Below are 15,288 nucleotides of genomic sequence, written 5' to 3'. Positions count from 1 at the left end.
TTTTTTTTGCAAAAAAATATTAATTTAGTGTTAAATTTAAAATTTTTAACGCAATAAATGTTATAATTATTTACAAAAATTGGAAAAGGTGTAGAAGGTGAATCTGTGATTTATAACAATAGATTAATTGATGAAAAGATTAATGATTATAAAAAGGTAAGTATATTGTTAAATTTAAAAAGATATTTATTTTATTTTTTTGTAGCTTTTTTATTGAGTCGTATAAACATACTTTTTTATATAGCTCCTATAGGAATTACTTTTAGTATAATATGTGTTTTAAAAAATGATAAAATATTTGGAATTATAGTTTGTTTATCTAGTATGCTAGGTTATTTTACAACTAAAAGTAATTTTATTACTTTTGATTTGTACATAATTATCAATTTATTGTTGATATTTTTGAATTTCTTAGATTTAAAAAATTTAAAAAATAATTTGAAAAAGATTTTAATATTGAATTTAGTAGGTATACTTATTTTTTTATATAAGTATTTTATTATTGGATTTTCTATATATTCTTCATTATTTTCTGTAGTAACTGAAATTAGTATTATTTTGGCTTTATATTTTGTTTTTAATAATTTTATTAGAGTTATGAGTTATTTTAATACTAATCAAATATTTGTTCGGGAAGAAGTAATTTGTTTAGTAATTACTATTTGTTTAGTAGTATCGGGTTTTAATAATTTAAAATTTTTAGATTTAGATATAACTAATATTTTTTTAATGGTTTTTATTTTAATGATGTCTTATGTAAATGGAATATCTGTAGGAATGATCTCTGCTGTTTTTTCTGGGGCTATAATTGGAATTATATATGGGGATCCTTTTCAGTATATTTCTACATATAGTTTAATTTCTTGTATTTCATCACTTTTATATTTATCATCTCGATTTACAGTTGTATTATTTTGTTGTGTATGTGTACTTATACTTAAACTTTCAACTATCTCATTTATTGGAATAAGTGAAAATTTATTGTTAGTAGAAATTTTTGTTTCTATGATTATTTTTTTATTATTGCCTAATAAAATTTTAAATAAAATTTTGGTTTACTTTAATGAAGAGCATAAAAAAGAGTTTTATACACAGAAAAGATTATTTAATACTTTAGATATGCGTATACAAAAAATAAATGATTTTAACAATATAATTAAACAATTATCAGATATGATTGTTTCAAATGTTAACTTTAAATATAAAATGTTGGATAAAAAAATATATATTGAAATTCTTGCTGAAAGTGTTTGTGGTGAATGTAATAATGTTAATTTATGTTGGAAAAATAAAATGAAATTAGTTAGAAATGAGCTTTTTTTAAGTTTAGATAATTTTATACAAGGAGATAAAAAATTAACTAAGTACATAGAAAAAATTTGTATACGAAAAGATAATATTAGAAATGAGTTAACTAAGATTTCTAATTTTTACAATATGCAAAAAGTTTATGAAGATAGAATTTATGAAGCACAAGACATGCTTTCGTATGAACTCAAAAATATTCACAATATAATTGAACAAGGTGTTAAAGAGGTTAAAAAAGATATAATTGTAAAAGTTAATTATGAGAAAAGTTTAATAAGTAAATTTAATAAGTTTAAGATAAAATATTTTGATCTTGTATGTTATGAAGAAAATGATAGGATAAAAGTTAAAGTAATATTGCCTTATAAGGTCTACTGTGAGTATAAATTAGATATTTTAGATATTGTAAATTTAGCTTTGCCAAAAGAAATGATACTTCAAGAAGATTCATCACAATATATAAATTCTAACGAAGAGATAATTTTAAATTATGTTGAAAAGTATAACTATAAGATTATTTCTCATTGTTTACAATTATCTAAGAAGGGAAAAAATGGAGATAATTATATATTTACTCAAAATAGTAATGATAATTACATAATAATTTTAAGTGATGGAATTGGTTCAGGAAATGAAGCTTATGATAAAAGTAAGTTTACAGTTGATTTAATTTATAAATTTATTAAAACTAGTTTGAGTTTATCATCGTGTATAAAGGAAATAATTTCTATTATATCTCTTAAATTTTTTAGAGATGAGTCAATTTCTACAATAGATTTTGCTAGTATTGATTTATATAATGGAAAAATGAATTATTTAAAATGTTCTTCTGTTATTACTTATGTAAAAAGAGAAAATGAAGTTTTTGTTTTAGAAAGCGATATAAATTTATTTGAGGACTTTGATGAAAGTACAAATAGAATTTTAACTGGGGAATTTGATTTAAAGTATGGAGATATTTTAGTACATTTAACTGATGGATTAATACATTTTAAAGATTTATCTAATAAATCTTGGCTTTATAATTTTTTAAAGAAAGTTACTATAGTATCTCCGGATAAATTATGTGAAGAAATTATACGAGAATTTAAAATCTTAAATAAAGATTCTTTTCAAGATGATGTAACTGTTATTGTGTCTAAAGTATATAAAAATTGTGATTAATTTAAGCTCTTTTGATTAATTTCAAAAGAGCTTTTGTATTTTTATAAAATATATTATAATTGAAATCAAGTTAAATTTTTGGAGAATACTTATGCTTGATGTTATACATAGGGTAAAAAATTTTATAAAATTTAATAAGTTAATCTTAGAAAACGATGTAGTTGCTTGCGCTTTATCAGGTGGTGCAGATTCAATTTTTATGACTTATGTTTTAAATAAAATTTCTTATGAAATGAATTTTAAAATTATTGGAATTCATGTAAATCATATGCTTAGAGGAGAAGAAGCTTACGAAGATGAATTGTTTGTAGAGAAATTTTGTAAACATAATAATATAGAATTTAAAATTTATAGAGTTGATGTTAAAGAATATAGTAAAAAAAATAAAATTTCTATAGAAATGGCAGGAAGAGAAGTAAGATATAAAATTTTTGAAGATTTGAAAAAAGAAAATATTATAACTAAATGCGCTCTTGCACATCATGCAGATGATGATGTTGAAACTATTTTAATGAGAATTTTTAAAGGAACAGGGATTAAGGGAATAGAAGGCATTAAAGAAATACGAGAAAATTTTTATGTAAGACCAATATTATTTTTGAGAAGAAATTCTGAAATTGAAAAATTTTTAAATATAAATAATATAAAGTTTGTTGTTGATAAAACTAATTTTTCGCAGAATTATTTAAGAAATAAATTAAGACTTTCTATAATACCAAGTATAAACGAAAGTTTTTCTATGGATATAACTAAAAATATTTTAAATCTAAAGGAATTATCTAAATATGATAATGAGTTTTTTGATGAAGTAGTTGAAGATTACATAAAAAAATATGTTGAAATTTCTGGTGAATATATGTACATTGATAAAAAGTGTTTTAATATACATAGAGCTGTTTTATTTAGATTGATTAGAGAAGCAATATTTTTATTTTATGGAGACATTAATGATATAAGTTTAAAACATATAAAGTATATTTGTGATTTTGTAAATAAAAATGATGGTAAGGTTATACAGATTAGAAAAAAATTGTTTTGTTTAAATGATGGTAATTATTTAAAATTTTTAAAGAATGTTGATTTTGAAGATGATTATAAGTATTTTTATGAGCAATTAATTGATGAAAATGAAATTTTAAATTTTAAAAATAGAAAAATAAATAAAATAGTTAAAGAAGTTGACTTTTTAGGACAAAAGATTAAAGTTATAGTTACTTTAGAAGATGGTTTTAAGTTTAATGATTTTAATATGAAGGCTTTAGATTATAAATATTTTAGTTTAGATGATGTAAAAAATAATATATGTTTTAGAAATAGATGTCATGGGGATATTTTTAAGCCTTTTGGAATGAATTCTCGTAAAAAACTTAAAGAATTTTTAATTAATGAAAAAGCTGTTAATAAAAATAAGATTCCATTAATTTGTTTTGATAATACAATTGTTTGGGTATTTAAATTTAGAAATAGTGAAGATTATAAGGTTTTAAGTGATAGTAAAACCATAATAAAAATAAAATTGGAATATTTGTAAGGAGTTTTTTAAAAATGGAAAATGATATAAAAAAAATTTTAATAAGTGAAAATGATATTCAAAATAGAGTAAAAAAACTTGCAGATGAAATTAATAGAGATTATAAAGATAAAGACTTACTTCTTGTGTGTATTCTAAAGGGATCTATTATGTTTATGGGAGATTTAATGAAGTACATAAATATCTATGCTAAGGTTGAATTTATGAGCGTATCTTCTTATGGAAATTCAACAGTTAGTACTGGAAGTGTTAGAATTTTAAAAGATTTAGATATGTCTATTGAGAATAAGGAAATTTTAATTGTTGAAGATATAATAGATACCGGTATTACTTTAAAATATGTATGTAATTATTTAAAAGGTAAAGGAGCTAATAGCGTTGAAATTGTTACCCTTTTAGATAAACCTAGTGGAAGAAAAGTAGATATAAAATCTAAATATGTAGGATTTGAAGTTGGAAATGAATTTGTAATTGGCTACGGACTTGATTTTGCAGAGAGATATAGAAACTTACCTTATATAGGTGTTCTTAATGAAAGTATGTATAAATAATGGTAAAATTGGTAATATTTTATATTGAATTAAATGGAAATAAATAAAATTAAATAATACTACAACTTACTTGTTTAATAAAATTTGGTATGATAAAATCTTATAGTATTTATTTAAATAAAGGGAGGGGGGTTTAAAATAATGAAAAAAAGTTTTTCGAACATAACAGCATGGATAGTTATTGTAGTTATGGTCTTTATAGTTGGACTTTTTTATTTTGAATCGATAAAAACAGAGAGGACTATACCTTATAGTAAATTTGAACAGTATTGGATAAATGATGAAGTTCAAAGTATTAAAATAAGTGAAGGAAGTTTAGCTATAGAGGGAACTTTAAAAAATAGAGAGCAGTTTGTAACAATTGTTCCTCAAAATAGATTGAATTTATTATTCGATAAATATCCTAAAAATGGAGAAGTAATTGAAATTTATGAAGAGCAAAGTAATGTATTTGCTTGGCTTCAGTTTGTGCCTTCTTTGATAATTATCGTGATGTCTTTAGGTCTTTGGTTTTTATTTATGCAACAGTCACAAGGTGGCGGAAGCGGAAGAGGAGTTATGAATTTTGGTAAGAGTAGAGCAAGAATGGCTACGCAAGATACTAAAAAAGTAACTTTTAAAGAGGTAGCAGGTGCCAAAGAAGAAAAGGAAGAGCTTGAAGAAATTGTTGATTTCTTAAAACAACCTAGAAGATATATAGAAATGGGAGCAAGAATTCCTAAAGGGGTTTTGTTATTTGGACCGCCAGGAACAGGTAAAACTCTTCTTGCTAAAGCTGTTGCAGGTGAAGCAGGAGTTCCTTTCTTTAGTATCTCAGGATCAGATTTTGTTGAGATGTTTGTAGGTGTTGGAGCTTCTAGAGTTAGAGATTTATTTGATCAGGCTAAGAAAAATTCTCCATGTATTATTTTTATAGATGAAATAGATGCTGTAGGTAGACATAGAGGAGCAGGTCTTGGTGGTGGTCATGATGAAAGAGAGCAAACACTTAACCAATTGCTTGTTGAAATGGATGGTTTTGGGGTTAATGAAGGTATAATTATAATTGCAGCAACTAATAGACCTGATATATTAGATCCAGCTCTTTTAAGACCTGGAAGATTTGATAGACAAATAATAGTTGGTGCTCCAGATGTAAAAGGAAGAGAAGAAATATTAAAGATACATGTTAAAAATAAACCTTTATCTGAAGAAGTTAAGTTAGATGTTTTAGCTAAAAGAACTCCAGGATTTACAGGTGCTGATTTAGAGAATTTGACAAATGAGGCTTCTCTTTTGGCTGTAAGAAGGGATAAGAAATTTATTTCTATGGATGAGATGGAAGAAGCTATAACAAGGGTTATTGCAGGTCCTGAAAAGAAGAGTAAATTAAGGACAGAGAAGACTAATAGACTTACAGCATATCATGAAGCTGGGCATGCTGTAGTATCACGTTTATTAGATAAGTACGATAAAGTTCATGAAATAAGTATTATTCCAAGAGGTATGGCAGGTGGTTATACAATGCACTTACCTGATGAAGATAAAGATTATATTTCTAAGTCTGATTTAGAAAATGATATGATAACTCTTTTAGGTGGTAGAGTTGCAGAAAAGTTAGTTTTAGGAGATATAAGTACTGGTGCAAAAAATGATATAGATAGAGTTAGTAATATTGCTAGAAAAATGGTTATGGAGTATGGTATGAGTGAAGAAATAGGAACTATTTCTTTTGGTGGGGATAATGAAGTATTTTTAGGAAGAGATTTTACTAAGAGTAGAAATTTTTCTGAAGAATTGGGTTCTAAAATTGATAGAGAAGTAAAAAAGATTGTTGATAAAGCTTATGGTAGAACACAAACTTTGTTATCTGAGAACATATCAAAACTTCATGCAGTTGCTAAAGCTCTTTTAGAAAAGGAAAAGCTTGATTCAGAGGAATTTGAAGAGTTATTTAAAAATTCTTAATAAAAAGTCTTAGATTTTTTAAAATCTAAGACTTTTTATTAGTATAAAAGGAGATTTTTATGTTATATAGTAAGTTTAATAGTAAATTTATTCTTTCTCCAATGGCAGGAGTTAATAATATTGCTTTTCGTGAAATGTGTGGAAAATTTCATGATGGTATTAATTTTACAGAGATGGTTAGTTCTACGGCATTTTTTTTTAAAAGTGAGAAAACTGAAAAAATATTTGAAAAGGGAGATGATGAGAAAGAAGTTGGGGTTCAGATTTTTGGAAGCAATGTAGAGCATTTAGTTTATACAGCTAAAGTTATTTCAGAACTTGATTATGTTAGTATACTTGATATAAATATGGGTTGTCCTGCTTCAAAAATAATAAAAAATGGAGATGGATCAGCCTTAACTCTTGATTTAAATAAAGTTGATGAGATAACTTATGAAATAAGGAAAGTTGTAAATAAACCTTTTTCTGTTAAAATAAGAATTGGTTATTATGAAAATGTTATAAATTGTTTTGATGTTATAAAAATTCTTGAGAAAAATGGAGTGGATTTTATAACAATACATGGAAGATTTGCAAAACAAATGTATAAAGGAAATTCAAATTGGGATGTAATAAAAGAAGCCAGAACTTTAGTTAAAACTCCAATTATTGCAAATGGAGATATTTTTGATTATGATGATGGATTTAAAATTTTAGAGCATACAGGGTGTAGTTTTGGAGCTGTTGCTCGTGGAGCGCAAGGTAGACCTTGGATTTTTGAAGATTTAAATTTGTATTTAGAAGCTAAGAGAGAAAATAAAGAGTACATACCAAAAGAGAGAAGTCATAAGTTTGTTGTTGAAAATTTAATAGAGCATTATAAAAAGGCTTTAAAGTATGATGAAGAAAAAAAGTGCGTTTTAGAAATGAGAAAGCATGTTGGGTGGTATTTAAAGGGATTAAATAATTGTATGGATTTAAAAAAGAAAATATACACTATGTTAGATGCACAAGAAATTTTAAATTTGTTAGAAGAATATAAAAATGCATAATTTATATTTTAAAATTATTACATTGACATATAAAAATGTGTATTTTATAATTGTCTAATAGTTTTTTTGTTAGTAATTTTTTATTAAAGGAGAAGAGATTTTTTATGAGTGAAAAAAAATATTTAATTACTAATGATGGGTTGCGCAAATTAGAAGAAGAACTTGAGTATTTAAAAACGGTTAAGAGAAAAGAAGTAACTGAAAAAATAAAAGTAGCTAGAGGATATGGAGATTTAAGTGAAAACTCTGAATATGATGAAGCTAAAAATGAACAGGCTTTTTTAGAAGGAAGAATTGCTGAAATTGAAAATAAATTAAAAAACGTTGAGTTAATAGATGAAAATGAAATTTCTACAGATGTTGTTTCAATTGGTTCTATAGTTACTCTTTATGATTTTGAATTTGATGAAGAGGTTACATATACTATAGTTGGATCTGCTGAAGCTGATACTTTTGAAAATAAAATTTCAAATGAATCTCCTGTTGGTTCTGAACTTATAGGTAAAAAAATTGATGATGAATTTGTAGTTAATACTCCTGGTGGTAATTGTAAATATAAGATTGTTAACATAGAGAGAAAATAGAAATTTTTAAGGAGAATAGTTTATGGAATTAAATGAAAATTTGGAGCAATTTAATGATCAAGAAAGAGTGCGTAGGAAAAAATTATACGATCTTCAAAAACAGAATAAAGATCCATTTGATGTTTATAAAGTTGATATAACAAATTATTCTAAAGATATAATTGATAATTTTGAAAGTTTTGAAGGAAAAGTTGTTAAATTAGCTGGAAGAATAATGACTAAAAGAGGACAAGGAAAAGCAGGATTTATAACTATTCAAGATTATAAAGGTCAAATTCAAATTTTTGCTAAAATTGATATTTTAGGAAAAGATACCCTTGAGGAAGTGTTTTCTTATGACATAGGGGATATTGTACATGTTGAAGGGGAAGTTTTTAAAACAAAAGTTGGGGAAGTTACAATTAGAGTTTTAAAAATTGAAATGATTTGTAAATCTTTAAGAGTTTTACCTGAGAAGTTTCACGGTATGACTGATCCTGATTTAAGGTATAGACATAGAGAAATTGATATTATAATGAACAAAGATGTTAAAGAAACTTTTATAAAGAGAAGTAAAATAATATCTGAGATAAGAAGATTTTTAGATGATAGAGGATTTTTGGAAACTGAAACACCAGTTCTTTCTTTAATTGCTGGAGGAGCTGCAGCTCGTCCATTTATAACTCATCACAATGCTTTAAGTACAGATATGTATTTAAGAATTGCAACAGAGCTTTATTTAAAGAGATTAATTGTTGCTGGATTTGATAAGGTTTATGAAATGGGTAAAAATTTTAGAAATGAAGGAATTGATATAAAACATAATCCTGAGTTTACAATGATTGAAATATATGAAGCATATTCAGATTATAACGATATGATGGAGCTAACTGAAAATATGATAGCTCATGTTTGTGAAAAAGTTTGTGGAACAACTAAAATTTCTTATCAAGGAACTGAACTTGACTTTACTCCTCCTTGGAGAAGAGTTTCTATGCTCGATCTTGTGAAAGAACATGCAGGAGTTGATTTTTCAACTTTAACAGATGAAACTTCAAGAGAAATTGCAAAAGAGCATCATTTAGAGTTTAAAAAGCCACTTGATAAATGTACAAAAGGGGAAGTATTAAATGCTATGTTTGAAAAATATGCAGAAGATAAATTAATACAACCAACTTTTGTTATTGATTATCCTGTGGAAATTTCTCCTTTAACTAAAAAGAAAAGAGGAAATGAAGAATTTACCGAGAGATTTGAAGGATTTATTTTTGGACGTGAGGTGTGTAACTCTTACTCAGAACTTAATGATCCTATAATTCAAAGGGAGAGATTTTCAAAACAAGAATCAGATAGAGAGCTTGGAGATGATGAAGCATATTCAATTGATGAAGATTTTATGTATGCGCTTGAGTATGGTATGCCTCCAACTGGTGGACTTGGAATTGGTGTGGATAGAATTATAATGTTTTTAACTGATACATATTCAATAAGAGATGTTATATTATTCCCTACAATGAAAATGAAAAATTAGAGAGTAGAGGGTTTATCTACTCTTTATTTTTTTGTTTAAAATACTTAAAATAAACACATACTAATGAGAGTTTTTGTATTTAGAAATGTTTATTTTATGAGGTTATTTAAAAATGAAAAAATGCATGTGTTGCTCTAAAGAAACAGATGTTTATGTTGTTAGAACAGATTCAAATAATGAAGATTTAATACTTTGTAGTGAATGCGAATCTTTATTTTTTAATGAATTTGTTGATATTCAGATGGAAATTATATTGCCAGATGAAATAAAGAGAGAATTAGATAAAAAAGTTATAGGTCAAGAGTATGCTAAGAGAATTTTATCTTTTGAAATATATAAGCATATTTTAAGAATTAAAAATTCTAATTTTATAAAATTAAATAAAGGCAACATAATGCTTATTGGTCCTAGTGGAAGTGGTAAAACACTTTTAATAAAAACATTATGTGATATAGTGAAACTTCCATTTATTGAGATAGATATTACGTCATATACCCAAGTTGGATATGTTGGGCTTAATGTATCAGATATAATTAAAAATCTTTTAAAAGAAGCAAATGGGGATGCAAAACTTGCAGAGTTTGGTATTGTATTTATAGATGAAATAGATAAAATATCTAAAAGAACATCAAGTGGTGATTCAAAAGATGTATCAGGAGAAGGGGTTCAACAAAATCTTTTGAAAATGCTAGAAGGAACCATTGTTAGAATACAAAATGAAGATAATGAAACAATTGAAATTGATACTAAAAATATATTGTTTATAGGTGGAGGAGCTTTTACAGGTATTGAAGAGTATATAGAAAGAAGAATTAAGCAAAAGAGGTTTGGGTTTAAAGAAGAGGAAAGTTCTTCTAATAAAAATATGGAAAAAGATAATTTAAGGAAATATATAAAAATTGATGATGTTATTAATTATGGTATTTTAACTGAATTTATTGGAAGGTTTCCACTTATAGTATCTCTTAATTCTTTAAATAAAGAAGAATTAAAAAAAATTGCTAAGATAGAAATAGAGAGAGAAATTACAAATTATTTTAGTTTAATGGGAAAAAGTGTAAAAGTTAATGAAAAAAGTATTGAATCTATTGTTTCTAAATGTGTAAACCATCCGTTAGGGGCAAGAGCTATAAGAACAAATATACATGATATGTTTAAAGATAGTTTGTATGAATTTGTTATGAAAGATGAAAAAGAAATAGAAATTTAAAAAACTTTAGCTTTTAGCTAAAGTTTTATTTATATATTTTTATAATTTGATATAATAAAACAATATGTTTTATGTTTTTGGAGGGAATTATGAAAGTTTCAATGGATAAAATTCTTTCTCTTTGTAAAAATAGAGGATTTATATTTCAAGGTTCTGAGATTTATGGAGGATTGGCAAATTCTTGGGATTATGGTCCTTTGGGAGTTGAACTTAAAAATAACATAAAAAAAGCTTGGTGGAAAAAATTTGTTCAAGAAAGTACATATAATGTTGGAATTGATTCTGCAATTTTAATGAATAGGGAAGTTTGGGAAGCTTCTGGTCATGTTGGAGGATTTTCAGACCCTCTTATGGATTGTAAAGAATGTAAAAGTAGGTTTAGAGCTGATAAAATTATAGAAGATTATTTTTTATCAAAAGGAAAAGAATTAACAGGAATTGATGGGTATTCTAAGGAAGAGTTAAAAGAAATAATTGAAAGTGAAAATATAGTTTGTCCTAAATGTGGAGAAATGAATTATACAGACATTAGAAGATTTAATTTAATGTTTAAAACATTTCAAGGAGTAACTGAGGATAATAAAGCAGAAATTTATTTACGTCCTGAAACAGCGCAAGGGATATTTGTAAATTTTAAAAATGTTTTAAGAAGTTCTAGGAAAAAAATTCCCTTTGGAATTGCGCAAATTGGAAAAAGTTTTAGAAATGAAATTACACCAGGAAATTTTATATTTAGAACTAGAGAATTTGAGCAAATGGAACTTGAGTTTTTCTGTAAACCAGGGGAAGATATAAGTTGGTTTGAGTACTGGAAAAATTATTGTTTGAAATTTTTAAATGATTTAGGAATTTGTAATGAAAATTTGAGAGTTAGAGATCATTCAAAAGATGAATTATCTTTTTATTCTAATGCTACAAGTGATATTGAATTTAAATTTCCTTTTGGATTTGGAGAACTTTGGGGAATTGCAGATAGAACGGATTATGACTTAAAAGCACATATGAATCATTCAGGTCAAGAACTTGTATATTTTGATCAAGAAAGTAATGAAAAATATGTTCCGTATTGTATTGAACCTTCTTTAGGTGTTGATAGATTGTTACTTGCTTTATTATGTAATGGATATGAGGAAGAGAAAATAGGTGAGGATGATACGCGTGTAGTTTTGAAACTTCATCCATTTATTTCCCCTGTTAAAGTTGGAGTGTTTCCTTTATCTAAAAAACTTTCTGATGAAGCATTTAAAGTGTATGAAATGCTTTCTAAATATTATAATTGTGAATATGATGAATCAGGAGCCATTGGACGTAGGTATAGACGTCAAGATGAAATAGGAACTCCTTATTGTGTAACTATTGATTTTGATACAATAAACGATGAAAGTGTAACTGTTAGAGATAGAGATACTATGGAGCAAACTAGAGTTAAAATACAGGAACTTTATAATTATTTGAGCAATAAGTTTGAATTTTAATAAAAAAGCTAGTAATTTTACTTACTAGCTTTTATTGATTTTACAATGTTTTTAAAAGTATCTCCTCTATCTTCAAAATTTTTAAACATATCAAAACTTGCTGATGCTGGAGAAAGTAAAATTATATCATTTTCTTTAGCGTTATTATATGCATGAAAAATTAAATCTTTAAAATCATCAAAAATTAGTATTTCAATATCTGAAGTGTATTTTTTAAATACATCATATATTTTTTGTTTAGTTGAACCTATAAGATAGAGTTTTTTAATTTTGTTTACTCCATTTATTAAAGGAGTGTAAGATATATTTTTATCATATCCACCAGCTATTAAAATAACTTTTCTATCGAAACATGAAAGAGTTGCTAGAGTTCTAGTTGGACTTGACGCAATTGAATCGTTATAAAAGTGTATGTTGTTTATTGTATCAACAAATTCATTTCTATGTTTAACTCCTGAGAAGTTTTTAGCAAATTCTTTAATTGTAGAAGAAGAAACTTCCGGAATTGTTGCAAGTATTGCAGCAGCAAAATTTGATAAATTATGTTCACCTTTAATTTTCATATCATTTTTTGAAAATAATCTTTGATTTAGTACATAAAGTTCATTATCTTTTAAATAAGCTCCATTTTCAATTATTTCAGAGGAAACATTTTTTTTAAGTGAAAATTTTCTAATTCTACTTTTGATTTCATTTTCAAAAGATTTTGTATTTTCGCAATCGTCATTTAAAATAGTAGTATTACTTTCATTTTGAAACTTAAATATATTTTTTTTACATTCAATATATTCATTCATGTCTTTATGGTAATCTAAATGATTTGGAGAAATATTTGTTATTATGGATACATCAGGTGAAACAGTTGTATTCATAAGTTGAAAGCTTGAAAGTTCTAAAACAACTTTGTGGTCTTCATTCATTTGTTCAATTTTTTCAAATAAAGGAATTCCAATATTTCCGCCAAGCCATGTTTTATATCCAGATATTTTAAAAAGATTATATAAAATGGTCGTAGTTGTTGTTTTACCATCACTACCTGTAACTCCATAAATTTTTGAAGGGCAATATTTTAAAAGTTCTTCTATTTCTGAAGTTATTATGCAACCATTTTTTTTTGCATTTTCAAATTCATAAATATCAGGTCTAATTGAAGGTGTTTTAAAAATATAATCAAAGTTATTAATGTAATTTAAATAATTTTTTCCAAATACAAATTTAATATTGAGTTTATTAAAGTTTTTAATTTCATAATTGGTAAATTCTTCAATATTTTTTTTATCGAATAAAGTAATTTTACAACCAAATTTTAGCAAAAAATTTATTAAAGGGGTATTGCTAATACCTAGTCCAACAATTGCTACGTGTTTATTTTTTATATTGGCTTTAAAATCTTTAAAATTCTGTTTCATAGTTCCTCCAGTATAGTGATGCCAATGATAACGATATTATATTATATTTAAGTACAACTGTACAAGTAAGTTAAAATCAAGTGTGGAGATTTAAAACAAATTATTATGATGAACTTAAATTTAAAAACAGAAAACTCATACTTGAAGTATAGTTAATATAAGCTTTGTAGGGTATTGTAAAGTTTTCTGTTTTTTTTGCTTGTGAAAAATTTTTAAAAAATTCTAGATAAATTTTTGAATAGTTGTATTTCATGTTCAGGTATTACATGTGTATATGTTTGGAGTGTGAAAGAAACATTTGAATGTCCAAGTCTTTTGGATAAAATTTTATAATTTATGTTTTTGTTTAATAGTAATGTTGCATGTATATGTCGTAAATCATGAAATCTAATTTTCTTGATATTATGTCTTCTTAGAAATCTTTTAAAATTTGCTGAAACAACATTAGGATTTACAGGTATATTAATATTATTAGGGTTTGGGAAAACGTATTTAGATATTTTGTTTTTATAGAGTTGTTTTAATATTTCTATGCTTTTGTCTAAAAGAACAATTTGTCTTACAGATGAAGTTGTTTTTGGAAGAGTGATTCCTGAAAAATCTCCACAAATTATATATGATTTATCTACTGTTAGTATATTTTGTTCAAAGTCGACACAGTCCCATGTTAAAGCACATACTTCTCCTTTTCTAAGTCCAGTTTCTAAAACTAAATACATCATATCGTAATATTTAAATTTCTTTAACAGTGGTAGGTATTTATTTATTTCTTGTTCGCTCCAAATATTTCTAGTTGTATATATTATTTTAGGCAACTTTATTTCATCAAAAACATTATAAGATACAATATTATTTTTTTTGGCGTAAGTAAATATATATTTTAAAAATTCAACAGTTTTATGTCTAGAAATGTTCTTTCTTAAACTAATCTTTGAATTTATTAAATTATAAATATCATTTGTTTGAATTTGTTTAATGTCTTTGTTTATTGATTTAAAGTTTTTCAAAAAAAATTAACTTGCCTTTTATATGTAATTACAGTTGTTGGTTTTAATCCACGCTTAACACAATCTTCTAAAACTAAATAGCATACATTTTTAAATGTTTTTGTATTATTTTTAATTATCAATTTTTTCTCTTCAATTTTATTTGCCTCTTCTAAGCATTCCTTTTTTGTTTTAAAACCAAATTTTCTTTTATATTTCTTTTTTCCATTCTCATCTTGTCCAAGATATACACAGTATTCCCAATTATTATCACATTTCTTTTTTATAACCATAAAGATATCCTCCAAATAAAATCGAAAATATTGTACCCATACTTTTCGAAAATATATAGAATAATTTTAACTCTTTGTACACTTTTTGTTAATATAAAATTTAAATTTATATTGTTAGTAAATATTGAGAAAAATGTGTGTATAACTTTTAGATTTTAATTTAGTTTTGAAGTTGTATATTTAAAAAGTGAAGGTTGAACATATAAAAAAGTGAAGGTTCTAAACAGAGTATATATAATAGAGTTTAAAAAATATATAACAATGTAGTTGTTTTAGAAATTTATAGATC

General features: G+C 25.1%; 12 protein-coding genes. 9 read left to right on the top strand and 3 right to left on the bottom strand.

Annotated features, from left to right (window positions below; all coding sequences use genetic code 11):
* Positions 1-105: 105 nt before the first annotated feature.
* From A6P36_RS00235 to A6P36_RS00195, 9 genes are all read left to right on the top strand, one after another.
* Positions 106-2,472, top strand: coding sequence for a SpoIIE family protein phosphatase (locus A6P36_RS00235; RefSeq protein ID WP_066760180.1), 2,367 nt, complete (start codon positions 106-108; stop codon positions 2,470-2,472).
* 91 nt (positions 2,473-2,563) lie between these two features.
* Positions 2,564-4,003, top strand: a complete 1,440-nt coding sequence (gene tilS / locus A6P36_RS00230; protein ID WP_066760178.1) for a tRNA lysidine(34) synthetase TilS — start codon at positions 2,564-2,566, stop codon at positions 4,001-4,003.
* A gap of 14 nt (positions 4,004-4,017) precedes the next feature.
* Positions 4,018-4,554: a hypoxanthine phosphoribosyltransferase gene (gene hpt / locus A6P36_RS00225; RefSeq protein ID WP_066760177.1), complete on the top strand. Its 537-nt coding sequence runs from the start codon at positions 4,018-4,020 to the stop codon at positions 4,552-4,554.
* A 141-nt stretch (positions 4,555-4,695) separates the two neighbouring features.
* Positions 4,696-6,501, top strand: a complete 1,806-nt coding sequence (gene ftsH / locus A6P36_RS00220; protein WP_066760173.1) for an ATP-dependent zinc metalloprotease FtsH — start codon at positions 4,696-4,698, stop codon at positions 6,499-6,501.
* 59 nt (positions 6,502-6,560) lie between these two features.
* A complete protein-coding gene (locus A6P36_RS00215; RefSeq protein ID WP_066760171.1) occupies positions 6,561-7,532 on the top strand; it encodes a tRNA dihydrouridine synthase in 972 nt (323 codons plus the stop codon).
* Between the two features lie 104 nt (positions 7,533-7,636).
* On the top strand, positions 7,637-8,116 hold the full coding sequence (greA, locus tag A6P36_RS00210) for a transcription elongation factor GreA (protein WP_066760169.1): 480 nt from the start codon (positions 7,637-7,639) through the stop codon (positions 8,114-8,116).
* Positions 8,117-8,138: 22 nt separating this feature from the next.
* Positions 8,139-9,626, top strand: coding sequence for a lysine--tRNA ligase (gene lysS, locus A6P36_RS00205; RefSeq protein ID WP_066760168.1), 1,488 nt, complete (start codon positions 8,139-8,141; stop codon positions 9,624-9,626).
* A 112-nt stretch (positions 9,627-9,738) separates the two neighbouring features.
* The gene (locus A6P36_RS00200) at positions 9,739-10,836 is read left to right on the top strand and encodes an AAA family ATPase (protein ID WP_242861582.1); all 1,098 of its coding nucleotides are present in this window, start codon (positions 9,739-9,741) and stop codon (positions 10,834-10,836) included.
* Between the two features lie 89 nt (positions 10,837-10,925).
* Positions 10,926-12,311 carry a glycine--tRNA ligase gene (locus A6P36_RS00195; protein ID WP_066760167.1) on the top strand — a complete coding sequence of 462 codons (1,386 nt, stop codon included), beginning with the start codon at positions 10,926-10,928 and terminating at the stop codon, positions 12,309-12,311.
* 17 nt (positions 12,312-12,328) lie between these two features.
* Here the strand turns inward: A6P36_RS00195 and murD are convergent, their stop codons facing one another.
* The 3 genes from murD to A6P36_RS00180 form a co-directional block, all read right to left on the bottom strand.
* Entirely contained in the window at positions 12,329-13,720 is a 1,392-nt protein-coding gene (murD, locus tag A6P36_RS00190) for a UDP-N-acetylmuramoyl-L-alanine--D-glutamate ligase (RefSeq protein WP_066760166.1), read from the bottom strand.
* A 212-nt stretch (positions 13,721-13,932) separates the two neighbouring features.
* Positions 13,933-14,727 carry a site-specific integrase gene (locus A6P36_RS00185; RefSeq protein WP_066760165.1) on the bottom strand — a complete coding sequence of 265 codons (795 nt, stop codon included), beginning with the start codon at positions 14,725-14,727 and terminating at the stop codon, positions 13,933-13,935.
* The gene (locus A6P36_RS00180; RefSeq protein WP_066760164.1) at positions 14,724-14,999 is read right to left on the bottom strand and encodes an Arm DNA-binding domain-containing protein; all 276 of its coding nucleotides are present in this window, start codon (positions 14,997-14,999) and stop codon (positions 14,724-14,726) included. Before A6P36_RS00180 ends, A6P36_RS00185 begins: the two co-directional genes overlap by 4 nt.
* Between the last annotated feature and the right edge of the window lie 289 nt (positions 15,000-15,288).

It is taken from the genome of Candidatus Arthromitus sp. SFB-turkey, assembly GCF_001655775.1.
GTDB classification, from domain to species: domain Bacteria; phylum Bacillota; class Clostridia; order Clostridiales; family Clostridiaceae; genus Dwaynesavagella; species Dwaynesavagella gallinarum.
Note: the sequence above shows the minus strand (reverse complement) of the source record. Positions and strands in the feature narration are given on the sequence as shown.

Bases quoted from the DNA above. Each gene is read 5' to 3' on its own strand.
- tilS (WP_066760178.1), top strand. From the start codon at position 2,564: ATGCTTGATGTTATACATAGGGTAAAAAATTTTATAAAATTTAATAAG.
- hpt (WP_066760177.1), top strand. From the start codon at position 4,018: ATGGAAAATGATATAAAAAAAATTTTAATAAGTGAAAATGATATTCAA.
- ftsH (WP_066760173.1), top strand. From the start codon at position 4,696: ATGAAAAAAAGTTTTTCGAACATAACAGCATGGATAGTTATTGTAGTT.
- A6P36_RS00215 (WP_066760171.1), top strand. From the start codon at position 6,561: ATGTTATATAGTAAGTTTAATAGTAAATTTATTCTTTCTCCAATGGCA.
- greA (WP_066760169.1), top strand. From the start codon at position 7,637: ATGAGTGAAAAAAAATATTTAATTACTAATGATGGGTTGCGCAAATTA.
- lysS (WP_066760168.1), top strand. From the start codon at position 8,139: ATGGAATTAAATGAAAATTTGGAGCAATTTAATGATCAAGAAAGAGTG.
- A6P36_RS00200 (WP_242861582.1), top strand. From the start codon at position 9,739: ATGAAAAAATGCATGTGTTGCTCTAAAGAAACAGATGTTTATGTTGTT.
- A6P36_RS00195 (WP_066760167.1), top strand. From the start codon at position 10,926: ATGAAAGTTTCAATGGATAAAATTCTTTCTCTTTGTAAAAATAGAGGA.
- murD (WP_066760166.1), bottom strand. From the start codon at position 13,720: ATGAAACAGAATTTTAAAGATTTTAAAGCCAATATAAAAAATAAACAC.
- A6P36_RS00180 (WP_066760164.1), bottom strand. From the start codon at position 14,999: ATGGTTATAAAAAAGAAATGTGATAATAATTGGGAATACTGTGTATAT.